Source organism: Pedobacter sp. GR22-10 (genome assembly GCF_026239715.1).
GTDB lineage: Bacteria > Bacteroidota > Bacteroidia > Sphingobacteriales > Sphingobacteriaceae > Pedobacter.
In genome coordinates, this window is sequence record NZ_JAPIVR010000006.1 from 115,603 (window position 1) to 140,064 (window position 24,462).

Here is a 24,462-nt window from a genome sequence, read left to right on the forward strand (position 1 = left end):
AAATTCTCTCATTCAATCATTCAATCATTCAATCATTCAAGATGTTATCATTCACTAATTCAAAATTCACACATTCTAAACTTAGCTTTTCCCTGTGTGTCCGTAACCACCTTCACCCCTGGCCGTCTCTTCAAGTGCTTCAACTGCCTGCCATTGAACAGTCTCGTGCTTGGCCACAACCATCTGTGCAATGCGATCTCCATTCGCTATTTTAAAATCTGTATCTGATAAATTGACCAGAAGTACCTTCAATTCTCCACGATAATCAGCATCAATGGTGCCAGGGGAATTTACAATGCTGATACCATGCTTATAGGCCAAACCACTGCGCGGTCTGATCTGTGCTTCAAAACCTACAGGCAGTTCCATAAACAAACCTGTGGGAATAAGCGCCCGTTGTAAAGGTTTAAGCGTAATTTCTGCCGCAATTGATGCCCTTAAATCCATCCCCGCAGCGTGAGCCGTTTCGTACTGTGGCAGTGGATATTCAGATTTATTGATGATTTTGATTGTCATTTTAAAAACTAGTGGTGTAAATGATTTTATTTATCGTTTTAACATCTTTCTTAAATCGTCTTTTTCGAAATAAGCAATTCCGCCAATAAATGCGATAAGCATGGCATTGCCGATATAAATGTTTTTATCAAAAATAAAGAACGATGAAAATACGATAATAGTGGAAATAATTAAATAAGCCAGAATTTTTTTAAGGTTATACGGAATTGGATAATATCTCTGCCCGAGGAGATAAGAGATGATCATCATAGTGCCATAAGTGGCCATTGATACCCATGCAGAACCCATGTAGCTATATTTCGGGATCAGAATCATGTTAAACACAATAGTAATTACTGCACCAACCAGAGAAATATATAGTCCGAAACGGGTTTGATCAGAAAGCCTGTACCAAATGGAAAGGTTCATGTAAATACCCAAACACACATAACCTACTAACAGATACGGAACAGCCGGCAAGCCAACCCAATATTCAGCGAGGTGGGCCTTATCTCTGCTGATAAAATATTTCAGAATCTCAATATTAGCTGTTAAAGCCACAAAAAGAATAGAAAGGGCAATGACAAAATATTCGAGAATTTTGGCGTAGGTAACTTTTGCATTTTCATTTTTTGCATAACTAAAGAAAAACGGCTCGGCCCCCAACCTGAAGGCCATGTTAAAAATACTGAGGAAGATGGCCAGTTTACAAACCGCTCCATAAATTCCTACCTGGGCTTCGGTGGTGTAACGGTCTAACAGGATTTTATCTAAATTCTCGTTAATGATAAAGGATAAGTTGGCCACCAGTACCGGCCAGCTGTACGAGAGCATGTTTTTAAATAAGGCCGCATCAAACTTGAACTGTACCTTTAAAAACTCGGGCACAAGCAACAAGAAAGTAATTCCGCTGGCGATCAGGTTTGAGATGAAAACGTATCCAACCCACCTATCACGGAACCAGCCCTGGAAAAATTCACGCCCAGGCAAATCATGTTGAATAATTAAAGGAATACCATAAATAAAGAATAAGCTCAGCAATACATAACTTAAAATGTTAACAAACTTGATAATGCTATATCGGAATGGCTTTCCATCGGCCCTGATCCTGGCGAAGGGAATCACACAAATGGCATCAGAAAACAGTAGCCACAAAAAATATTGAACATATCTTTTTTGATCCTGATAGTGCGACATGTTATTGTTAAGCAACCATTTTGTAATCGGCTCGGTAAAAACAAGGCCTGTAATCAAAAATAGCACCGAAATAAAAGCTACAATTAAAAATGAATTATTGTAAACCTGGGCTTTTCTATCCTCATACTTATTTAAATATCGGAAAAAAGTGGTTTCCATTCCAAATGCAAGAATCGCATTAGTCATGGAAGCATAAGCGTACATCTTGGTAAAAACACCTAGCGCTGCAGCACCATAACTCCTGGTAAATATAGGTGTTAAAATAAAGTTTAATAACCGCGAAGCTATGGTGCTGATTCCATAAACCATGGTTTGTCCAAGAAACTTTTTATATACAGACAAGTGATTGTAGATTTTGGACTTTAGATTTTAGATTGAATTTATCATCCATCAACCTACCTAAAATCTGATTAATAATATTGATATATAATTTTAATTTAGCTGCGAAATCGTGATCGTCAACTTAAAACCTTAACCTTACCAGAGTAAATTCTTTTTTACTACTTCGAAATTTCGGAAATCTTTAAGTTCGCCATCACTTAGCACTACATTTTCCACAACCGATTTCTCCGGTCCTTCTTTGCACCAGTCTATAAAAGCATCTAAAATAAACGGTTCAGCTTCTGCCTCAATGTAAACAGAACCATCCTTTTCGTTCTTAACAAAGCCGCGAATACCCATCTGATCGGCTACAGCCTTTGTGCTCGCCCTGAAAAATACGCCTTGCACCTTGCCCGTTACTTTGATATCGATGTGTTTCGTCATGACAGCAAAGTTAATTTTTTTGTGTGATGTTACACTTGTTTTTTAAACTCGTACCATTAAGTATTTAGTGTCCATCTGTTCCTTAAAATAAAAAATCTAAGCTTGATAAATATTTTTTCCGTTCAGTAAACTCCTGCCAGATTTCATCAAGAATCTGTTTTGCCGGTTTGATTTCCTTCAGCATCGCTGAAACCTGACCGATTTCAAGCTCACCATGCGCCATGTCACCTTCAAACATACCCAGTTTTGCCCTCGCCTTACCTAACATTTCGCGAAGTTGAATTTGGTCTGCACCTGCTGCTTCCGCATTTGCTATCGCATCTGCAAATTCATTTTTGAGCAATCGCACGGGCACCAGCTTCTTCATGGCTAGCCGGGTATCACCTTCAACAGCCGAAATAATTTTATTTTTAAATGCTGGATGAGCCGATGATTCTTCGGCAACCGCAAAGGCAGAACCAATTTGTACCGCATCAGCACCCAGCGCAAAAGCAGCCAGCATCGATTTTCCGCTGGCAATACCACCGGCTGCAATAACCGGAATCTGTACAGCTTCCTTAATCATCGGAATTAAACACATGGTGGTGGTTTCTTCACGACCGTTATGTCCGCCGGCTTCAAAACCTTCGGCAACAATCGCATCTACACCGGCTTCTTCTGCTTTTAAAGCAAATTTTGTATTCGCAATCACATGAACAACGGTAATTCCTTGTTCTTTTAAAATACTGGTCCATGTAGCGGGATTGCCTGCTGATGTAAAAACAATTTTTACGCCTTCTTCTATTACTCCATCAATAATTTCCTGAATGTTCGGATAGAGCAATGGAATATTAACCCCAAAAGGTTTGTCGGTAGCTGATTTGCATTTTTGGATGTGTGTTCTTAAAACCTCCGGGTACATGGAGCCTGCACCAATGATCCCTAAACCTCCGGCATTCGAAACGGCAGCAGCCAGTTTCCAGCCGCTGCACCAAACCATACCCGCCTGGATAATGGGATATTTGATATTAAAGCATTTACATATGGCATTTTCTAACTCCATAATATTTTATTTAGCCGGATAAGCTTTAAGCTAATCCAAACGCAGGTATGTTTTTAAATTACATCCGGGTTTATATTTCAGATTAAAATAATTTCACCACCTGATCACTCACAATGATAAAATCTTCCGATAACTGAATGAGGTTCAATCCCGGTTTTTTACCGATTTCTATAGTTCCTAACTGTTGGTTAAGTGCTAAAAATTCAGCACCATTAATGGTAGACCATTGCAAAAGCTTTTCAAAAGCAATCTTTTTATGTTCCTGTAAAGTCTTCATTTCAGCTAAAATATTCAGCTGATGGTTACTGGCCAAACTATCAGTACCCAAGGTAATTTTCACTTTTTCGTCAATCAGTAAATCAACATTGGGCAAGGTATTCTCAATGTATAAATTAGCCTGCGGACAAAGGCACCAATATAAATGTTGATTATGTGCTTTCGCAAATTCAACATCAGCTTTGTTTGAAACAGTATTGTGTACCAATAAAATTTTTTGTTCCTTAATATAAGGTAGCCAGCTTTGTAATGATGATTTGTGTGTAGGCTCGAAAAAAGAGATATCCAGTCCTAAAAATTTGTACAAGTCTAAAAATCCTCCTGTTTTACTTTCGAAAAAAGCATTTTCATGATCCGTTTCCTGATTATGGACACTCATAAAATCATTACCTTTTTCAGCTTGATCCCGGATTAATTCAAATAATTCAGGCGATACAGTATAGGGTGCGTGTGGAACGATAGATGCCGGCAGTGGTTCAAAATCTTCTTTAATGCCTTTAACATGATCCATTATGAAGGCAGCGCTTTCAGGGTTAAAGCCCAGTGCCTCTATAAAGGTATGATAATGGATTTTACTGTTTTCTTTTATCCCTTTAGAGGAAATTTGGTTTGAAATATCGCCAACAGCTACAATACCGTTTTCGAACATTTTTTGGTCGGCAGTTTCCATTGCAGCTTTAATCTGCCCTGCATCGCCCTGCCTGCTTTTAATGATGCTGTGCACAAATTCTACTAATCCGGTATGCTCAGGGATTTGCCCCATCATGTGCGAAAGTTCTAAATGGCAATGGGTATTAATAAAACCCGGAACAATGGCGCCTTTGTATTTTATGACATCCACGTCAAGCTTCGCAATCTCTTCTTCGGTTAAGATTGCAAAGATTTCGCCATCAGGTCGTATAGCAACCGCCCCATTTTTAACCGGAGCCGAAGCAACAGGAAAAATCCAATCGGCTGAAAAATATCTTAGCATAAAGCGAATTTAGGATTTTAGATTCACGATTTGTAATGTAGCGAATAAGTAAATGCCGGAAGAAAATTTTGGCTTTTGGAATAAATTTAAAATTGTAAATCTACAATCGTAAATAAAAAAGAGCCTCCTATCGGAATCGAACCAATGACCTACTGATTACAAGTCAGTTGCTCTACCAGCTGAGCTAAGGAGGCTTTTTATCGGGCTGCAATGATAGAAAAAAATATTCTTTGGATAAAATTTATTTTAATTTTTTGAAGTTTTGAGTTAAAAAAGCAGCCCAGCAATGACGAAACACAAAACCAATCTGTGGCCAATACCCACAACTTGTGGAGAAATTCCCCATTTCATAATTTCTGGCACAACACTAATAAACTGATAAACAAATACTTAATAACTCATACCAGCTTTGGCATCATTATGAAACATTAGCAAGTATTGTTACACATATTAAATATTAAAATTTACATACTATGAAAAAGTTCATTTTATCAGCTACATTTTTAGCGTTCGCAGGGTTCTCAGCAGTACAGGCAAGTGAAGTAAATACAATTAAAAATCCTGCAATTGTTGCAGTTCAAGATAGCGCCGTAAAAACTCCGGTTAAAGTAGAAGAGCTTCCAGAGCCAGTAACCACCGCATTAAAATCTGATGCCTACAAAGGCTGGACAGCTACTGAAGCATGGGCAGTTAAAGAAGGCACAAAAGAATATTACTTAATCAATGTTAAAAAAGAAGCAGAAACAGGTTCTGTGAAAATTGACAAAGACGGTAAACCAGTTCAATAACTAAATGCCCTGAAGGCATAATCAACCATAAGCGTAGCCTTCGGGCTATGCTCAACTAAAACAAATCACGAAACTATATAGTTTCATCACCTTAAATTTATAAAAAGATGAAAAAATTAATTTTATCAGCTGCGTTCTTAGCTTTTGCAGGATTCTCAGCAGTACAGGCAAGTGAAGTAAATACCATGAAAAATGCTGCAATTGTTGCAGTTCAGGATAGTGCAGTGAAAACACCAGTTAAACTGGAAGAACTTCCGGAGCCGGTTACTACCGCATTAAAATCTGATACTTATAAAGGTTGGACGCCTACTGAAGCATTTTCAGTTAAAGAAGGTGCGAAAGAATATTACATCATTAATGTAAAAAAAGAAGCCGAAACTGGTTCGATTAAAATCGATAAAGATGGTAAACCAGTTGAATAAACCCTAAATATTACATCTACCTAGTACAAGAGAGCCAGTTTTTAACTGGCTTTTCTTATTTTTGCTGTATGGCGAAAATCCTGATTTTAGAAGATGATACAACATTTGCACAATTGCTTGAGGGCTTTTTGACTAAGAAAGGTCATGAAATCACACTGGCAACACATATCAAACCTTCTTTCAAATTAATTGAAAATGAAACATTTGATTTATTTTTGATTGATTATCGCCTTCCTGACGGCATTGGCTTTGACGTCATTACGCACGCCAGAAACCTGGGGATCTCTACGCCTATCATCATCATGACCAGCTTTAACGATGTTAGAACGGCCGTAAAATCTATGCAGATGGGTGCCTTTGATTACATTACCAAGCCCGTAAACCCGGATGAACTTTTAATGGTGATTAAAAATTCCTTAACCAAAAAGGAATCAAATGATGTAAAAACCGAAGTGGCTGAAGCAGATCTGATTAAAGGTAAAAGTGCCATCGCAGATCGGCTATATGAGCACATCGACCTCGTTGCACCAACTGATATGTCAGTGATTATTCAGGGAGAAAGTGGTACGGGAAAAGAATTCGCAGCCCGAACCTTACACCAGCAAAGCAAACGGGCCGGTAAGCCTTTTGTAGCCATTGATTGTGGTGCCCTATCAAAAGATTTAGCCGCAAGCGAATTATTCGGACATATCAAAGGTGCTTTTACCGGCGCATTAAATGATAAAAAAGGTCAGTTTGAAGCGGCCAATGGCGGCACCTTATTTTTGGATGAAGTGGGGAACCTGAGCTATGAAGTACAGATCAAACTGCTTCGTGCTTTGCAGGAGCGGGTGATTCAACCTTTAGGGAGTACGAAACAGATTGCTGTGGATGTTCGGATCATCACGGCAACCAACGATGATTTGTTAAACAGCATTTCCGGTGGTGAATTCAGGGAAGATTTATACCACCGCCTGAACGAATTTAAAATTCAGCTGCCTCCGCTACGAAACAGGGGGAGTGATCTCGAATTATTTATCAATCACTTTGTACAGCTTTCAAATCGCGACCTGAACAGAAATGTAAAAAGTATTTCTGCAGAAGCAAAATCATTGCTGTTGAATTATGACTGGCCTGGAAATTTAAGAGAATTGAGCAATGTGATCAAAAGGATGGTTTTGCTTACGCCGGGTGAGGTAGCCCAGGTAAATGCCCTGCCCGATGAAATGATGATCTCCGTTAACCAGCAGACCATGCCCGGCAGTGCTTCCGATTTAAAGGCTGTAAACGAGCAAAACGAAAAAATTTTAATTACCGAAACCTTAATCAAGGCGAAACATAACAAGTCCAAAGCAGCAAAAATGCTCAACATAGACCGTAAAACACTTTATTCAAAAATGGAACGGTACGGAATTGAATAGGCTCTTTAGGCTATGTATAACCAATCAATTTGTTTTTATTGCCCACCGGAAGGCTCCATTTCCTCCATCACGGCAATTAAAGCATCCAGCTGAGTAAGTTCATCTAACACTGCTGCATTAATTTCCGGATTTAAGCCATTTTCCGCAATCCTTATTTCAAGTTGCCGCAATGCCTGCGCCAGGGTTTTAGCACCCATTTGAGCCGTCCTTCCGGCAAGGCGGTGGACGATCAAACGACTTTTATCCTGATCACCTTCTTCCAGATGTACCTTTAATGCTGATGCATCATTTATGCAATCCTGCTTAAATCTGATCAATATTTTTTCAAGCATCTCCTGATCTCCAAAAGTCATTTTTTCAATAGACGAAAAATCAAACTCCGGGGCCTTGTTCACAAGTGCTGTTTTATCAAAAATAGACAGCAGGTCCACTGCACGGAAAGGCTTCATAATCAACCCATCAAAACCTTCACTCAAAACCATTTCCCGCTCTTCTGGCAATACCTGAGCAGTAATCGCATAAAATTTAACATGGTCAGGCAGCTTTTTCTTCAGGATATGGCAGAGTTCCATCCCGGTCATTTCCGGTAAACGCATATCCACCAAAACATATTTTAACTCCGGATCGGCATCGGCATGCAGCATATCTGCCACCTGACTGAACCGCTTAAACGGAATGTTATTTTTTTCAAAAATCAGCCCGCAAAGATCGAGGATTAACCTGTCGTCATCAATCACCCAAACCATTCCCGGATTTATAATGGCATAATGCTCCGGATCTAGCAGATCAGGGATTTTTTCAGCTGTTTCCTGATAGGTTAGATAAATATTAAATGTTGTTCCTACCCCGGCTTTACTTTTCACATGGATTCTTCCACCCTGCGCATCAATTAATGCTTTTACAATAGGCAGCCCCAATCCTGTTCCGGTTTGATTGAGCACATATTTTTCCGGAGATTCTATCTGCTCAAATTCATTGAAAATTTTAGGAATATCTTTCTTGTCGAAACCAATCCCGGTATCATTAATGGTAAAATTAAAATGAAGGTTGCCGGCCTGTTTTTTACAGGATACTGTCAGCATAATTTCCCCTTTAAGCGTAAATTTTACCGCATTGCCGAGCAAATTAAAAAGAATCTGCTTCAACCTGAAAGCATCTCCACAAACAAATTCAACCCCGCCAAGGTCTAAGCTGGTAATCAACCGGAGCGATTTTTTTTCGGCCAGCGGGCGGATAACCGAAATGACCTCATCAAGCATGTTTTTAATCCCGAAAACCTGGTTGTTAAAGCTGAACTCACCCGAAATGATGCGGTTATAATCCAGCACCTCATTTACAATTTGAAGAAGATGGATGGAAGACTGGTAAATGGCATTCACATCCTTTTTATCCGGAGCATCCTGCTGTGAGATCAGCTCTGCATAGCCCAGAATAGACTGTAAGGGCGTTCTGATCTCATGGCTCATGTTTGATAAAAACCGCTGTTTCGCTTTGCCATGATATTCAGCCAGGTCTTTAGCTTCTTCCAATGCTTTACGATATTTATTGCTTTTAGTAATGTCTGTCAGGATGAGGTAAAGCAGGATTACGGTAAGAAAAAAGAAAATAACGATAATGACGGTGATCTGGGTAATTCCATCATTTACAACTTCCTTTGCCTGGATGCCGTTTAAATCTACCTGCGCAACGGCTTCACTTTCTACTTCCCTTAAAATCTGAAGAATCTGGTTGGTTAAGGCATTACTTGCATTAGACAGATCTGCTTCGCGTTTTAAAAATTTCTGGCTTTTCTGACGTTGCTCCAGCTCAATATTTTTTAGGGAGCCGGTCATGCTTTTCATAATACTGTCTTCAGCCTTCGCATTCAGGGTATCACGTTTAACCTTAAATTCTTCATTTATGATTTTATACACGTCGGCTTTCTTTTTACCAAACAGTTTACTCAGAAAACCTCTTGATTTCTCTTCTTCTTCGGGTGCAACAGTAGTGGTTGATGTAGTGGTTTCGGTGGTTAAAACTGCGCTATCGGTCTGACGGGAACGGGTAGCCACCAAATCATTAAGTTTTTTTACTTCATTAGAGAATGACTTGGTGTTCACCAGCGTTTCACGCACTTTCAGATAGGCAATAAACTGTTTATCACGCTCTACGAGTAAACGCTTAATTGATTTGATTCTGTTAAGCTGTAAGGGATCGCCTTTATAAAGTTTACGAAGGGTATCCAGGCTCGACCTGAGTCTTCTCGATTCCTGCAAAAAATTATTATTGCCCTGTTTATTTAAAGCCGCATCGCGCTGCAACTGATCAAGCCTTGCCGTTTTATGTGATAAATCATTTACAATTCTTAACCTGTCGTTCGGGGCAGAGATTTCTTCCACCTTATTCAGCATCCGGGTAAAGGCAAACTTGCTGATGCCCCAGGCCAGCAGCAAAGCAAAACAAGCGAATAAAAATCCGATGATGACTTTACTTTTTACTGCCCTGAAAAAACGCTTCTGAATTGCGGCTGCCATGAACTATATCTTGTTTGCTATATTTAAACGAATTTTTCGCGTAAAAGACATATCGAACACTATAATACAATTGTATTCAGAAATGGTTTGAATAATTTCTTAATTTTATACTTCGCCTCAGCATATGAACCGTATCGATCGACTTTTCGGAATTTTAACCCTGCTTCAATCAACCAGGCACATTACTGCAGAGCAGATTGCGCAGCGTTTTGATATGAGTGTTCGTACTGTTTACCGTGATATAAAGGCCTTGGGTGAACAAGGGATTCCCATCAGTTTTGAGCAAAACAAAGGCTATTTCCTGGTTCAGGGTTATTTTCTCCCACCTGTATCTTTCAATATGGATGAGGCAAATGCCCTGCTTCTGGTAGAGCGCCTGGTAAATGGTTTTACAGATCACTCCATCCGCTCTCATTATTCTACAGCACTGACAAAGGTAAAAGCGGTTTTAAAAACGGCTCAGAAAGAAAAGTTAGAAAAAATGAATCAGCACATTAAACTGCAGATTCCGGAGCGCTTAACTTTCAATTACGGGTATCTTTCGCTGATTCAACATGCCATCTCAGAGAAAAACTTAATTGAGCTGGACTATAAAAATGCAAAGGAGATATCAAGCAAAAGAACTGTTGAACCCATTGGATTGATTTTTTATGCCTTCAGCTGGCACTTAATTGCCTGGTGTCATTTCAGGAATGAATACCGTGACTTTAATTTACTGCGGATTGCTTGTTTAAAAAACCTGGGAACACCCTTTATCAAAAAAGAGCATATGCCCCTCAGCGATTATATGAGTCTGCTACCGGTTAATTTTTGATTCTTCATTTCAACAAAGCACTTACCTTATCAATGCAATTCTGTTTCCCACCTTTAATTTCAAAATAGAATATAGCTGTTAAAATTAATTTTTGGCACTGCCATAGGGTTGTCAGTAGCCCCTATTTTCTTTGTACAAACAAAAGAAAAAACGATGAGCTTCGCCGACTTATTACTGATGGAATTGCAATCAATTGAAAAATCAAAAAAACAGCATATGGACATTATTAAAGCATTATTAAAGGAATTGGAATCAGAATTTAACACCACGAAAAAATTTATGGCGTTGGTACCTACTGATAAATTTGACTGGGCACCGCATACAAAAAGCATGAAAATGAAATCGCTGGCCAGCCACATCGCAGAACTTCCTGAATGGATTAGCCTGGCTTTGACAACCGAAGGGCTGGACTTTGCTACTGCTCCCTATCAGGAAAAGCAAATAGAAAATAATGGTGATTTGATGAAACTGCTGGAAGAGAGTTATAACAAAGGCAGGTCAGCGTTAATGCAAGCGCTGGTAGAAGATTTCGATAAACCCTGGATTTTGCGTCATGGCGAAATGATTTTAGGGGAATGGACAAAATATGAAACCATTCGCGTTTCGATAAGCCAGACGATTCATCACCGGGCACAGTTAGGTGTTTACCTGCGGCTTTTAGACATTCCCATTCCGGGAAGTTATGGACCCAGCGCAGACGAGCCGGGCTTTTAATCAGCAGAAAAAAAATAAAACCCTGGCCATCCGGCACAGGGTTTTTCAATTGTCCCCAGTGACACACTATAAAAAAAGTGTTTTTTTATTATACTGGATAAACCATCCGTATAAACTGCTCAGTGTTTATGATACACAAAGCACTTCATGACGAACAGCCATTTTAGATTCGTTTATTTGTTTCAGATAATCCTGGTAAGCCAGAAGAATACCTTCCGGTAAGCCTGTTTTAGGTAGCCAACCCGTGTTTTTGATTCTGGAAACATCAAGCAGTTTTCTTGGTGTGCCATCAGGTTTTGACACATCGAAAATTAAATCACCCTCATATTCCAAAGCCTCTGCAATAGATGCAGCGAGTTCTTTAATGGTGAGGTCTTCTCCTGTGCCAATATTTACAATATCACTGCTGTTGTACACCTTCATCAGGTGGATGCAGGCTTCTGCCAAATCATCTGCATAAAGAAACTCTCTTTTGGGTGTTCCTGTACCCCAAACCGTTACGTTAGCCGCTCCGGTATCTTTTGCCTCATGTATTTTACGGATCAGGGCTGGCAGCACGTGAGAATTCTCCGGATGATAATTATCATTCTGGCCATATAAATTGGTTGGCATTGCACTGATAAAGTTCATGCCATATTGTTTGGCATAAGCCTGACACATTTTAATTCCACTAATTTTGGCAATGGCATAAGCATCATTTGTAGCCTCCAGGTCACCTGTTAATAAATATTCTTCTTTAATAGGCTGCTGTGCAAATTTTGGATAAATACAGGATGAGCCCAGAAATAAAAGCTTTTTAACTTTATTCAGCATTGATGCATGAATCACATTATTTTGAATATTCATGTTCTGGAATAAAAAATCAGCGGGATAGGTGTTGTTTGCCACGATACCACCTACTTTGGCCGCAGCTAAGAAAACATATTCAGGCTTTTCTGAAACAAAGAAATGATCTACTTCTAACTTATCGGTAAGATCCAGTTGCTTGGATGTTCTTTTAATTATATTTGTATAGCCCTGGTTGATTAAGGTTCTTTCTATCGCCGAGCCTACCATTCCCTTATGCCCTGCGACATAAATTTTAGCATCTAAATTCAATAAATCTGTCTGTTTCATCTTATTCATATTGATTCTTTATGGTATAGCCTGATTCTTTAAGCAATTGATCTTTTCTGAAAAGCTGAATATCAGCCTCAACCATTTCGCTTACCAGCATTTGCAAATTGTATTTGGGTGTCCAGTTAAGCAATTCATTTGATTTTTTTGGATCGCCAACCAAAAGGTCTACCTCCGTAGGTCTGAAATATTTTGGATCAACAGCCACTACCTCTCTTCCAATCTCCAATTGATAATCAGGATGGTTACAATACACCACAAATCCTTTCTCTGCTACACCTGTTCCGGAGAAACCGATTTCAATACCAATTTCGGCAAAAGCCAGCTTTACAAAATCACGAACCGGTGTCGTAATGCCTGTAGCAATCACAAAATCTGAAGGTGCATCTTGTTGCAGGATTAGATACATGGCTTCTACATAATCTTTCGCATGGCCCCAGTCTCTTCTGGCATCCAGATTACCCAGGTAAAGCATATCCTGAAGCCCTAAACCAATCTTGGCTACACCTCTAGTAATTTTTCTGGTGACAAAAGTTTCTCCGCGCAGCGGGCTTTCATGATTAAATAAAATGCCGTTACAAGCATACATGCCATATGCTTCTCTGTAATTCACCGTAATCCAGTAAGCATACATTTTAGCTACTGCATATGGCGAACGGGGATAAAAAGGAGTGGTTTCACTTTGTGGAACGGCTTGTACCAAGCCATAAAGTTCTGAAGTAGAAGCCTGGTAAATCCGGGTTTTCTTTTGTAAGCCTAAGATCCTGATGGCTTCCAAAATCCTTAATGTTCCGATACCATCTGCATTAGCTGTATATTCCGGAACATCAAAACTTACCTGAACATGAGACATCGCACCAAGGTTATAAATCTCATCAGGCTGAACCTGCTGGATAATTCTGATCAAATTGGTAGAATCCGTTAAATCACCATAATGAAGAACCAAACTTCTGTTTTCAACTTCAGGGCCCTGATACAAATGGTCGATCCTGTCGGTATTAAACTGTGAGCTTCTTCTTTTTATACCGTGAACTTCATAACCCTTCTCCAATAAAAGTTCAGTTAAGTACGCACCGTCTTGTCCGGTTATGCCTGTGATTAATGCCTTTTTTTTCATTGTCTTTTTTATTTATAAAATATTTTATGTTCCTTTTTAAAATGCGTTTTCATGTCCCCTCAAAACCTGCCTTGCGGTGAGCATGATAATTTTTAGATCGAGCTTATTTGACCAGTTTTCGATATACCAGATATCATGCTTTACCCGGTTTTCCATCATTTCATTTCCGGTGGTATTTCCCCTAAAGCCTTTCACCTGTGCCCAACCCGTAATACCTGGTTTAATGCTGTGGCGAACCATAAAATGATCAATGGTTTCACGGTACTCCTGTGTGTGCTTCAGCATGTGCGGCCGCGGACCAACCACACTCATCGATCCCATCAGTACGTTGAAAAACTGTGGCAGTTCATCTAAACTTGATTTTCTTAAAAAGCGGCCAATACCGGTAATTCTGGAATCATTTTTCTGTGCGTGATTGGTGTGTGCATGATCATTAACCACCATGGTTCGAAATTTATAGCACCAAAATGCCTGGTCATCTTTACCTGTGCGCTGCTGCTTAAATATCACTTTGCCCCGGCTGTCTGATCTGATCAGCAAGGCTATAATGACGTATACCCAGCTAAAAGCAATTAATACCGTTAAACTGAACAGAATATCAAAAAGCCTTTTTAGTTGTTGCTGATATACATATGAGCTGTCTGTCATTTCCAGTGATGGATCTGAGATCAGCTGATCATTTAAATTGCCTGTCAATTCAGTTTGGTAATGGTTTATAATCGATTCGTCTTGTAGATTTAAATTATTCATGTTCAGTTATTGTTGAGCCTTAATTCTGATTACTAAAAACCAGCTCCGTTTTAATTTCTTTAACCTCAGGAAGGAGTGTTTTTAATGCTACGCCCGTTTCCAATTCCAAAAACAAGCGTCTTAAAATCACATCACGGTTAAGCTCCCGCATGGCATATGCACGGGCATTCAAGGTTCTGGTCTGATGATCGCCAGAACAACAGGCCAGGATGGTACTGGCCAACAGACTTTCATCCTCACAATTAATCACCACGCCCATGTTATGTTCCCTGATAATTTTATGTAGTGTACTTCCCTGCTCTGCCGTAACAAGTGCCAGACCACCCGAAGAAAGTATTCCGGCCAGTTTAGAAGGCATCATTAAATCACAGGCATTTTTCTTTTGCAGCACCAGGTGAACATCACTCATATTTAAAAATTCATTAAAAATATGAAGGGGTTGCAAGGGTAAAAAGCTAATGTTAAAAAGCTTTTGATCAGTGGCCATTTGCTGCAATTTGTTACGGTATGGTCCGTTTCCACAAATGATAAACTGAATGGATGCATGCTGCTGAAAATCACTGGCAATTGAAATTAAACTTTCCAGGCCCTGTTTTTCTCCAATACTACCAGAGTAAAGCACAATCTTATCTGCAGCAGTAAAGCCCCATTGTTGTTTCAACTCCGCCCTCCTGTTTATGGGATGAAATTCATCTACGTCTACCCAATTCGGAAACATCAGGATTTTCTTATCTGTTTTTAAGGCGACCTTTTCTAACATCCCAGCTGAAATGGTTGAAACGTATGTTGCTCTTTTCATAATGAACTTCTCCATTTTAAGCATCATGGCAAATAAAGACTGGTTTTTAATGACGCCAAGATCTCTGGCCGCCTCAATTTGCAGATCCTGAATGTGGTAAATCATTTTGCTTCCTTTTATAAAGCAGTAGAATGCACTTAAAAATCCCAAATGAAAAGGTGGAGCCACACAAAAAACATAATCACTTTTGGGTTTAAACAGCAGATAAAGCATCATGACCAATGAAGTGATGAAAAAGCTGATGTCATGTAAAATCCTTTTCTTTCCTGTAGGTACTGAAGGCACATAAAGCGGGCATCTGTATACCCTTAGGTCGCCATTTTCGTTAACCTCCTTTTTATAAAACAGCCCGCTATACGGCTTTTGAACACTCCAGTTTGGGTAATATGGAAATGAAGTGACCACGGTACAGTCATAGCCATCCTTAATTAGCCAGTCAATCATCTCACCGGAATATTTTCCAATACCGGTAAGCTCAGGCGAGAAATTGATGCCAAGCAATAAAATGCGTTTTTTAGCGACGTTGATTTGTTCCATAAGGTTAATATTGAGCGGTCACAATCCAGCATCAGGCATCATAACATGCTTAAGGCTGATGAATGCAACAAGGTTTAATGGGTATCATCAACTTTGCTAACATCAATATTGTTGATGGCATAGCTGAATGACAGATGGTTAGCTGAATTATTTTTCTGGCAAAAACCAGTTATATTAGTTTGTGATTTTTCTATCACGGAGATAAACGGCTGGATTACCTGAATATATTTTTCTAGGTTCAAGGTTTTTGGTGGCTACCGAATTTACGGTAAGGATAGCATGTGATAAACAGGTGATGCCCGGGCACACAACCGATTTTGCACCTATCCAAACGCCATCCGCTAAGGTGATAGCACCCAGGCGATACGGAAAATCCATCTTACTGTAATCATGATTTCCCGTAAGCAACATCGCTCCCTGAGAAATACAGACGTTATCACCAAGCGTTACTTTATCCAGGTTATCAATCCAAACGGATTCGCCAAGCCAGCAATTATCTCCAATGATTAACTTCTGTGGGTTTTTGATAATCACCCTGGGCTTAATAATTAAGCCTGTTCCAATACGGGCTCCAAATAATCGAAGTAACCATGATTTAAACATATTAGGCCAGGGGATACTGCTGTTAAAGATGAAGTAATTGATAGGATACCAAAGTATAATTTTCCATTTGGTGCCAGCATTATAATCTCCGATGTCAAATTTCGAAAGATCACTGGCGATTAAGGTTGATGTTTCCATGATTGCTTAGTTCGGATTAGAAATCGCATCTACAAACCGGGTGGTGGCCGGCGTGGTAGAAAAGTTTTTAGTAAAAGAATAAAAAGCATTTTTCGACATCATTTTCTTTGTTTTATAAGAGCTCTGCCCCCATGATTCCAATAGCTTACGGGTACCATCAATGGTATTGTTAAACACATAACAGCCACCATCTTCATTAATTTCACGCCAGATATTGACCTGATTGGAAATTAAAACCGGCTTGGCGCACCCTAAAGCCTCTACCACCGCGATTCCGAAATTTTCCTGGTGGCTGGGCAGGATAAAAGCTTCACAGCCATAAAAAGCTCCCCATTTAGAAAGCCCTGAAAGCATGCCTGTAAAAATGACCGATTTTCTAAGCAAGTGATTACTGTTAACCTGGTTTTGAATCTTCTTTCCGAATTCACTTTCCAGATCCGGCCCCGCGATAACTAGTTTTGGTAACAGGCCCGCAAGCCCTGAACGGGGATTTTCCTCAACAGATTCTACAATCGATTGATATGCATCCAATAATAAATCAACTCCCTTTTTTTCATTTATCCTGCTGAGAAAGAGAAGGTAGGGGGCATGATCCAACTGAGGACACCGGCTTTCAAACTCCACCTTCATTTCCTCTACATATGCCGGCGGATGCTCCACCCCTAAACCGGTGATATAAGTTTTCTTTGGTTGATAAGGTTTAAAGGGCAGCTTTGCCAGGGCCGCCTCTTCCTCGCAGGTAAATAAAATACCATCGGCAAGGTTAATGAGTTTATGTTCAATAAATTTCCAGTAAAATACATTTCTTAAGGCTTTCAGTTTTCTGCCCGCAGCCCGCTGGAAATAAGGATCAAGCATGCCGTGGGGCATCACAAAAACCTTCGGAATTTTCTCTTCTTTTTTTGAGGATAAGGCTTTGATTGCTTTCTGTAGCGAAAAACCCATATACGTCCAAAGTCCGTGAACAATTACCTTATCGAAATAAGATAAATTGGTTACAAACCATGAGGTAAGCCTTTTATTATATCTCCAGGGTCCTGTTCCACGCCCTAAGGCATGTACCGTAAACTGATCCGCTTTAAAAAAAAATGATTCTGCATTATCTAAACTCACTACTTCACTGTAAATGTTACGGGTAGCTAAACCCGAAATAATTGTTCTTACGGCCTGACATACCCCCCCCTCTTTAGGGTCCATAGATGATACGATATGAAGAATCTTTTGCACTGGCTCCTGGCTCATTAGTATTATAAATTTATATTTTAGGTTAAATTGGCTTTAACCAGTTCATTGATTTGGTTTATCGCCTGCTGATGGTGGAAATGCTGATGAACCATTTGATAATTTTTTTCTACAATCGTGCTGTATTCTTCCGGATAATCAAGGATATGCCTGATTTGTTCAACAGGTTTTTCCCAGTCTACTTCAATCACCGGGTTATAATCAAACAACCGGGTAATCTCTTTCGGAGCTGCGCCGATGATAACACATTTTGAAGCCATGGCCTGTAAATAGCGAATCGTTAGCGTAGATACTTCTCCGGCCAGTGCCGGATGGGTAATACAACGTGGAAAACAGATGCAGATTTTCGAATCAGCCAGACCCGCTGTAAAATCTGCAGTCGTTGGAAACTGAAGTTTCTTCTTTAAGCCGTGAACAGCAACATCATGTGTTGCAGACCGCTCCTGATACTGGTAATTAATGTGATGTTCATGACATCCATCTACAATTACTTCATGATACTGTTGCCAGGAACGCCCAAAAGAAAGTACATGAATGGATCTTTCTGACCATTCTTTATGCTGATAGGCGTTTACATCAATCGTTTCCGGCACCCAGTGAACCTTGCAGTTGCCCAGATTCAGTTTTTGAAAGTGTGCGGTGGCCTGGTAAGAGGAAAGTAATAAAAGATCAATCTTACTCTTATTAACCAGCTGTTCCACACGATCAAAATCAGGTGCCCAAACATCATAGGTCCACAGCACCCTCAAATCGCAATTGGTCCCAAAGTATGGGAATGTTTTGGCAGTAAGGTAATGGTAATACGGAAGGCCCAGTGAAAGCACCGCTCCTTTTATTTTTACACGCCTTAAAATGGGTTTTAATAGTGCCTGAATACCCGAAAAAAACCGCAGTGAAAATGAACGCGGGTTAAAAAGTACCGGACCTTGTTTAATTGTCCAGCCGCTATTGTGCTGACAATAATCTTCAAACGCGATTAAATGTGAAATATCCGGACTTGATTTTGGAATTTGTGATCTGATTAAGGTAACCATAACAATAATTTAAGCAGGTTTTAATGTATTTAACCTGACAATGCGATCATAAACCTGTTCAAAGTCATCCATTGCCTTTTCTTTATTAAACCGCTTGGCATTTTCTAAAGATTTTAATACCACCGCTTCCTGATTTGGCATATTTAAAACTTCTTCCACCACCAATGCTGCATCAGTAGCCCATTGGCGTGGATTTTCTTCATCCCTTAGGGGAATTAAAAAACCAGCATCACTCACCACCTCTGTCATCGGTGCTTCATTACTGGTAATCACCGGGCATCCACAAGCCATGGCTTCTGCACTTGGCCAGCCAAAGCCTTCTGCAAATGATGGAAAAAGAAATAACGATGCACCCGCATAAATCTGGCTGACCACTTCATCCGTTTGACCAATAAGGAAATGGATATCATGGCGGTATGATGAATCTTTCTGGCATTTCGCTATAAAATCATCAGGAGGTGGCCCCACCAATAACAAAGGCATTCTTTTTTTGGTTATTGATCGCCAGGCATTGTAAATTTCAATTACCCCCTTTCTGTTTTTATACCAGTGGTTACCGCCCACGTGAAGGATATAACCATTACTGAGGTTAACACCCAGCGCCGGCGATAATGATGCTCTCACTTTCACTTTATCCAGTGGTTTGTAAAATGCTTCCAATCCATTATAGATCATGTAAGTATTCATTTTTGCTGCGGGTAAAAGCTTCTTTAAGTCAGTATCCGTTTTATAAGAACTGGTAATGAAGTTTTTTCCTTTTTTAAAGCCATCACGAATAAATTTCTGATACATTTTACCGGTCAGTCCTACTTCCTGTCCCTTAATTTTGCCCAGGGCAGACCACTGTGCCAGAAAATCATGGCAATGCATCACATGGTTTCTATTTTGAACCAGTGGCATCCAGGGGCCCTGCGCCTGATCGGTAAAAACAAAAATGGTTTCCCGACTAACTTTCTTGAGCCGCTTTTTTACCTGAATCGGGAATAATACATATTGATCGATATAACCCATCCATTTTCTCATTTTAGCAGGAAAAGGCAGATCAAAGCAGGTAGAGCCTGGTGTCCATACACTTACTTCATGTGATTTATCCCTCATACCATCAACGAGCATGTTCGTAAAACGTGGCATACTCGAGAACGCGGGCCTTTTCTCTGATCCGAAGAAATCAGGATTTGAAAAAAATATTATTTGCATATAATTAATTTAAGGAAGACTTAGATGACCGCACTGGTTAAGGCGCAATCAAATTTTCTTCTTTTTGAAGCAAGTGCCGCAATATGACCGGAAAGTGCCAGGGCACATGGCTGATCTATAACCTTTAAACGATCTTTGATATGGAGGTTAATTTTATCAGCAATTTTACTTTTTGTAATGACTGAACAACCTGCAGATAGTGCAGATCTTACGGCATTTAAACCAGGTTCATTATCTTCAGCAACAATAAGTACGTCAATCGCTGCATAATGCGCTGATAAATCCTCTTGTCCATCCAGACCAGCATGATGAAATGGCACTCCATATTTTGTGTATGACTTAAAGTCGAGATCTTTAAACAGATTATCTTCCTCTCCGTGATCAATTCCATACAGGTGAATTCTTGACCGGATACGGTCGGGCAGTTCTGCCAGCATAGCAAGAATCATGTTCAGTAATGCTGGTTTTAAGCAATAGCTATTGATTGCAATGACCATTGCCGAAGCATCTATCCGGGCTTCAAACCGTTTGCGGTGTCGCCTTTGCCTTTGTTTATCCCTTTCATTGAGCATATCATTGAGCAGTTAATTCGTATTTGATAATCCTTTTTCAAGGATGTGTTTACAGATATCTTCGTTCCCTAATTTAAGGTGGCGTACTTTCTTCATTCCGGCGTTCTTAATATTCATCAGTTCGTTTCCTGCCAGCAGCTTTTTACAAATGGAAGCACATTCATAGGCGTCATTCCAAAAAACAGCTTCTAGACCATCCACGTAAAGTTTTGTATGATCGCTGGTGCGTTCGGCACAAAGTAAGCCTCCCGCATAAGGTACTTCCATAGATCGGGTGGTATGTAAATCCCGGTTTCCTTTAGAAAGCAGACCTAAACACATCTTTGCCCCTTGTATGGCTGCGATATAATCTTTACCACCCAGGTTTGGTCCCCGGTAATAGGGTTTCAGCAATTTAAAATACCGACTCTTTGGCCATCGATCTCCCCAAATGGAAACAGAAATCCCGGCATCAATTAAAACCTTTATGAATTCATCCCGGTTTTCATTGCGCATCCAGGTACCAATAAATGCAACATCAGATTTAAATCCCGCAGGGATCTCATCTTTATGCAGGTAGGGGGCATGTGCCACTTCATCATAACCCATCATTACTTTGATTACCTTTTTGGCACCAAGGGCTTTAAATTCTTCGGCAGCCTGGCCTCTTACCACCGCAATAACATCGTATAATTTCACTGCACTAAGCAAACGATCAAATCGATGTCCGTCTCTTTTTCCTGTCGGATCATCAATGCTGTACAGTATCACCGGACAATTAAATTGCTTCAGAATCTGAAGACATTTCCTGCCAAAAAATTCACCATTATCTACCCAAATTACATCAGGCTTGATGCCGGAATGTAAGATCTCTTTTAATTTACGCTGAACCGAAGGCTGAACGAGGCGATAACCACTCCGGAAATTAATAGCCTTCATAATTGTAGACTTAAAAAATTCCGGAAAATGTTCTGCTGCATGGTAATGTATTACCTGATGCCCTATTCTTTCTAAAGCCTTTGCACGGTGGTAAGCGGTAGAGAAATTCCAGTTATCACCGAAATATAATATGTTAAGCATGACATGATTCAAAATAAGTTTGAAAAATCATTAACCTTCAAATGGTTTTAACCATCAACTTTTAAATGTTTATCATTAGGAATGTGAAGTTTTGCCATCTCTTCCATGTGACGGATACTTTGAGATCATTGAAAGCAGCGAACTGCAAAGACAGAAATTAAATCGCGATGGACAATCCTTTTTCAAGGATCTGTTTACAGATATCTTCGTTCCCTAATTTAAGGTGACGTACTTTCTTCATTCCGGCGTTCTTAATATTCATCAGTTCGTTTCCTGCCAGCAGCTTTTTACAAATGGAAGCACATTCATAGGCATCATTCCAAAAAACAGCTTCCGTACCATCATCGTAAAGATCGGTATGTTCGCTGGTGCGTTCGGCACAAAGTAAACCTCCCGCATAAGGTACTTCCATAGATCGGGTGGTATGTAAATCCCGGTTTCCTTTAGAGAGCAGACCCAAACATATCTTTGCACCTTGTATGGCTGCGATATAATCTTTACCACCCAGGTTTGGTCCCCGGTAATAGGGTTTCAGCAGTTCAAAATGCGGGCTCTTTGGCCATCTATCGCCCCAAATGGAAACAGAAATCCCGGCATCAATTAAAACTTTTATGAATTCATCCCGGTTTTCATTGCGCATCCAGGTGCCAATAAATGCTACATCTGATTTAAAATCCAATGGTATTTCAGCTATATCCCCATAAGGCGCATGTGCTATTTCATCATAGCTTCTCATTACCCTCAGCACTTGTTTAGCACCAAGTGATTTGCATTCTTCTTCCGTTTCTTTTCTCACGACAGCAATTAAATCGTATAATTTTATCGCGGATAAGAAACTATCAAATCGTCGCCCATCTCTTTTTCCCGTAGGATCATCAATGCTGTACAGAATGATAGGGCAATTAAACTTTTTCAAAATCAGAAGGCATTTCTTTCCGAAAAATTCACCGTTATCTACCCAAATCACATCTGGTTTGATGCCCGATTGAACAATTTTTTCCAGATCCCGCTGCACATGCCCCTGCAATAAACGGTAGCCACTCCGAAAATTGATGGCACTTATTACGGCAGATTTAAAATACCCTGGTAAGGTTTCTTCCGGATTATGATAGCCAATGATATGATGACCAAGTCTTTCTAATGCCTTAGCACGATGAAATGCGGTAGAAAAATGGCGGTGATCACCGAAATATAAAATATTAAGCATTCCCTGTGGTTAAATTTGAGGATGATTGAGGATAAAATCAGGCTGTTTATTTGCTGGATTTAACGAATAAACCAGAAAATTTAAACAGGATAAAATATAGAAACAGGCTTTGGATATATCCCCTGATTAAAAAAGTAAATGGCCCGGCAACACTTTCTGTGGGCAGGTACTGAAAAATAGAAGTCAACGCCAGTAAACCACAAACACTAAATATAATATTGTGTTCCACCTGGCCGTGAAGCCTGTATTTTAAAGTCCCTTTGATGATAAATTTATCAAACAGCATAAATACCGGGATCATCACTACCCCCAGAATAACCAGGTACCAATATCCAAATGCTGCCATGCCTGTGCCTGACATATTTCCTAATCGGTAACCACCAAAGGTTGAATTACCTGCACCGGCCAGATTATAAATGTAATCGCCGAATGATTGGGCATATAAACTTTCTTTATCAATTTCGGGTTTAATTACCCGAAGTACAGGATCAGGAAGCGCACCCCATACGTAATTGATGGTGTGTGATCGCATCTGCGGGTTATTTTCACCCACTTTTTCTGCCTGCACCAGGCTGGCGTCGCTATATTTGATCGTGGCGAAACGAGAGGCAAATGCATTGTCGAGGTAACGTTCATCCCAGTCGCTTTCCAGCTGCCTGTCTTCTAAACGGCGCAAAGCAATGGCCCGATCATCTTTCATCGCCACCCAGGTTTTCTCAATCAGTTCCTTTTTACTGATGTCTGAACGTTCAGCGCGAACAAGCAACATGGCTGTTCCCAAATTTCCAAGCGGGCCGTTAACAAACCAGATTCCAAAAATCGCCAGAACAACTATTTTATAATTCACTTTAGGAATGCGGAAAATACCGATGAGCAAGCCTAAAAAGTAAGCGAAACCAATAGAAGCGAAACCGATCATGAAAACACCACGGCTATTCCTCGCAATACTCACGATGAACAGCATAACCGTAAAGCCAACCAAAAGATAAATGGTAGATTTTTTAACCTTTCCCACGCCACCAAACAAGCCTTTAAAAGGAATAAAGTAGGGTGCATAGGCAAAGGGAAAAAGTGCCTGAATGGCTTTTCCGGAAGCATCACCACTGATTTCTGTAGCTAAAGACTGATTAAAAACCAATACATAAATATTGGCCAGAAAACCAATTAATCCCATAATCCACAATTGTAAATTCTGTGGGGTTTCAAAAAAACCAAGTCGCTTTAAAATAGAAGATTCCCGATCTCTTTGCAAAGGCAGCCAGCGGTAAATATAATGTGCGATGAACAGTACAATTAATACCAGGCTCGCATGAAAAAAAACATCCTGCGGTTTTTCTAAATTATAAACTACGGGTTTAAATTCCAGTGAAGTAAACAGCAAAGGGAAATAAAACTGTGTGGAAGCAAAGCCGATGACAATAAATAACGATAACGGATATTTCCTGATCATATCATCCGTAATGATAAACTCTGTTACGATTAACCACACAATCGCAATATTCGCGATGGCAATAATGTTATCAGTGGTCCAGAAGAAATAACACTGAAAAAACAAGGCAATAAGCAGGATTACCCTCGAATAAAATTTGGCCTGCCCCAAAAATGTAGAGCCCACCATCACTTTAACCAAGGGTATGGTTTTCCTGTTTGAATAGGATTTATCTTTTTGATATGCCGGAATATTCATGATAT

Annotated in this window: 23 protein-coding genes and 1 tRNA gene; 5 read left to right on the plus strand and 19 right to left on the minus strand. The window is 39.9% G+C overall.

The window, feature by feature from the left end:
* Positions 1–81: 81 nt before the first annotated feature.
* The 6 genes from dut to OQX64_RS20770 form a co-directional block, all read right to left on the minus strand.
* Positions 82–516, minus strand: coding sequence for a dUTP diphosphatase (gene dut, locus OQX64_RS20745; protein WP_265820193.1), 435 nt, complete (start codon positions 514–516; stop codon positions 82–84).
* A 30-nt stretch (positions 517–546) separates the two neighbouring features.
* Positions 547–2,034, minus strand: a complete 1,488-nt coding sequence (locus OQX64_RS20750; RefSeq protein WP_265820194.1) for an oligosaccharide flippase family protein — start codon at positions 2,032–2,034, stop codon at positions 547–549.
* A gap of 135 nt (positions 2,035–2,169) precedes the next feature.
* Complete coding sequence (locus OQX64_RS20755) at positions 2,170–2,457, minus strand: acylphosphatase (RefSeq protein ID WP_088302425.1); 288 nt, start codon at positions 2,455–2,457, stop codon at positions 2,170–2,172.
* Between the two features lie 82 nt (positions 2,458–2,539).
* Positions 2,540–3,499 carry an NAD(P)H-dependent flavin oxidoreductase gene (locus OQX64_RS20760; protein WP_265820195.1) on the minus strand — a complete coding sequence of 320 codons (960 nt, stop codon included), beginning with the start codon at positions 3,497–3,499 and terminating at the stop codon, positions 2,540–2,542.
* An 82-nt stretch (positions 3,500–3,581) separates the two neighbouring features.
* Positions 3,582–4,748: an amidohydrolase family protein gene (locus tag OQX64_RS20765; protein ID WP_265820196.1), complete on the minus strand. Its 1,167-nt coding sequence runs from the start codon at positions 4,746–4,748 to the stop codon at positions 3,582–3,584.
* A gap of 121 nt (positions 4,749–4,869) precedes the next feature.
* Positions 4,870–4,942, minus strand: a tRNA-Thr gene (locus tag OQX64_RS20770).
* 279 nt (positions 4,943–5,221) lie between these two features.
* Here OQX64_RS20770 and OQX64_RS20775 point away from each other — a divergent pair.
* The 3 genes from OQX64_RS20775 (at position 5,222) to OQX64_RS20785 (ending at position 7,358) form a co-directional block, all read left to right on the plus strand.
* Positions 5,222–5,536 carry a hypothetical protein gene (locus OQX64_RS20775; RefSeq protein ID WP_265820197.1) on the plus strand — a complete coding sequence of 105 codons (315 nt, stop codon included), beginning with the start codon at positions 5,222–5,224 and terminating at the stop codon, positions 5,534–5,536.
* A 107-nt stretch (positions 5,537–5,643) separates the two neighbouring features.
* Positions 5,644–5,958, plus strand: a complete 315-nt coding sequence (locus tag OQX64_RS20780) for a hypothetical protein (protein ID WP_265820198.1) — start codon at positions 5,644–5,646, stop codon at positions 5,956–5,958.
* Between the two features lie 68 nt (positions 5,959–6,026).
* A complete protein-coding gene (locus OQX64_RS20785; RefSeq protein ID WP_088302420.1) occupies positions 6,027–7,358 on the plus strand; it encodes a sigma-54-dependent transcriptional regulator in 1,332 nt (443 codons plus the stop codon).
* A 35-nt stretch (positions 7,359–7,393) separates the two neighbouring features.
* Here the strand turns inward: OQX64_RS20785 and OQX64_RS20790 are convergent, their stop codons facing one another.
* Complete coding sequence (locus tag OQX64_RS20790) at positions 7,394–9,871, minus strand: ATP-binding protein (protein WP_265820199.1); 2,478 nt, start codon at positions 9,869–9,871, stop codon at positions 7,394–7,396.
* A 124-nt stretch (positions 9,872–9,995) separates the two neighbouring features.
* Here OQX64_RS20790 and OQX64_RS20795 point away from each other — a divergent pair, with 124 nt between their 5' ends.
* Together OQX64_RS20795 and OQX64_RS20800 are read left to right on the plus strand one after the other, a co-directional pair.
* The gene (locus tag OQX64_RS20795) at positions 9,996–10,685 is read left to right on the plus strand and encodes a helix-turn-helix transcriptional regulator (protein ID WP_088302418.1); all 690 of its coding nucleotides are present in this window, start codon (positions 9,996–9,998) and stop codon (positions 10,683–10,685) included.
* A gap of 153 nt (positions 10,686–10,838) precedes the next feature.
* Positions 10,839–11,399: a DinB family protein gene (locus OQX64_RS20800; protein ID WP_265820200.1), complete on the plus strand. Its 561-nt coding sequence runs from the start codon at positions 10,839–10,841 to the stop codon at positions 11,397–11,399.
* A 126-nt stretch (positions 11,400–11,525) separates the two neighbouring features.
* Here OQX64_RS20800 and OQX64_RS20805 read toward each other — a convergent pair whose 3' ends face one another.
* The 12 genes from OQX64_RS20805 to OQX64_RS20860 form a co-directional block, all read right to left on the minus strand.
* Positions 11,526–12,524, minus strand: coding sequence for a GDP-L-fucose synthase (locus OQX64_RS20805; RefSeq protein ID WP_322974986.1), 999 nt, complete (start codon positions 12,522–12,524; stop codon positions 11,526–11,528).
* On the minus strand, positions 12,517–13,632 hold the full coding sequence (gmd, locus tag OQX64_RS20810) for a GDP-mannose 4,6-dehydratase (RefSeq protein WP_088302417.1): 1,116 nt from the start codon (positions 13,630–13,632) through the stop codon (positions 12,517–12,519). Before gmd ends, OQX64_RS20805 begins: the two co-directional genes overlap by 8 nt.
* Before the next feature lie 36 nt (positions 13,633–13,668).
* Complete coding sequence (locus tag OQX64_RS20815) at positions 13,669–14,382, minus strand: exopolysaccharide biosynthesis polyprenyl glycosylphosphotransferase (protein WP_265820201.1); 714 nt, start codon at positions 14,380–14,382, stop codon at positions 13,669–13,671.
* 19 nt (positions 14,383–14,401) lie between these two features.
* Positions 14,402–15,718 carry a WcaI family glycosyltransferase gene (locus OQX64_RS20820; protein ID WP_088302415.1) on the minus strand — a complete coding sequence of 439 codons (1,317 nt, stop codon included), beginning with the start codon at positions 15,716–15,718 and terminating at the stop codon, positions 14,402–14,404.
* Positions 15,719–15,892: 174 nt separating this feature from the next.
* A complete protein-coding gene (locus tag OQX64_RS20825) occupies positions 15,893–16,459 on the minus strand; it encodes a WcaF family extracellular polysaccharide biosynthesis acetyltransferase (protein WP_265820202.1) in 567 nt (188 codons plus the stop codon).
* Positions 16,460–16,465: 6 nt separating this feature from the next.
* Positions 16,466–17,701 (minus strand): glycosyltransferase, encoded by a 1,236-nt coding sequence (locus tag OQX64_RS20830; protein WP_088302412.1) that lies wholly within the window; start codon positions 17,699–17,701, stop codon positions 16,466–16,468.
* A gap of 20 nt (positions 17,702–17,721) precedes the next feature.
* Positions 17,722–18,735, minus strand: a complete 1,014-nt coding sequence (locus OQX64_RS20835; RefSeq protein ID WP_265820203.1) for a glycosyltransferase — start codon at positions 18,733–18,735, stop codon at positions 17,722–17,724.
* A gap of 9 nt (positions 18,736–18,744) precedes the next feature.
* Positions 18,745–19,932 carry a glycosyltransferase gene (locus OQX64_RS20840; protein ID WP_265820205.1) on the minus strand — a complete coding sequence of 396 codons (1,188 nt, stop codon included), beginning with the start codon at positions 19,930–19,932 and terminating at the stop codon, positions 18,745–18,747.
* A 20-nt stretch (positions 19,933–19,952) separates the two neighbouring features.
* Positions 19,953–20,504: a hypothetical protein gene (locus OQX64_RS20845; protein WP_265820206.1), complete on the minus strand. Its 552-nt coding sequence runs from the start codon at positions 20,502–20,504 to the stop codon at positions 19,953–19,955.
* A gap of 12 nt (positions 20,505–20,516) precedes the next feature.
* On the minus strand, positions 20,517–21,563 hold the full coding sequence (locus tag OQX64_RS20850) for a CgeB family protein (protein WP_265820207.1): 1,047 nt from the start codon (positions 21,561–21,563) through the stop codon (positions 20,517–20,519).
* Positions 21,564–21,720: 157 nt separating this feature from the next.
* Complete coding sequence (locus OQX64_RS20855) at positions 21,721–22,770, minus strand: CgeB family protein (protein WP_265820208.1); 1,050 nt, start codon at positions 22,768–22,770, stop codon at positions 21,721–21,723.
* 46 nt (positions 22,771–22,816) lie between these two features.
* Entirely contained in the window at positions 22,817–24,457 is a 1,641-nt protein-coding gene (locus OQX64_RS20860; protein WP_088302401.1) for a hypothetical protein, read from the minus strand.
* Positions 24,458–24,462: the final 5 nt, after the last annotated feature.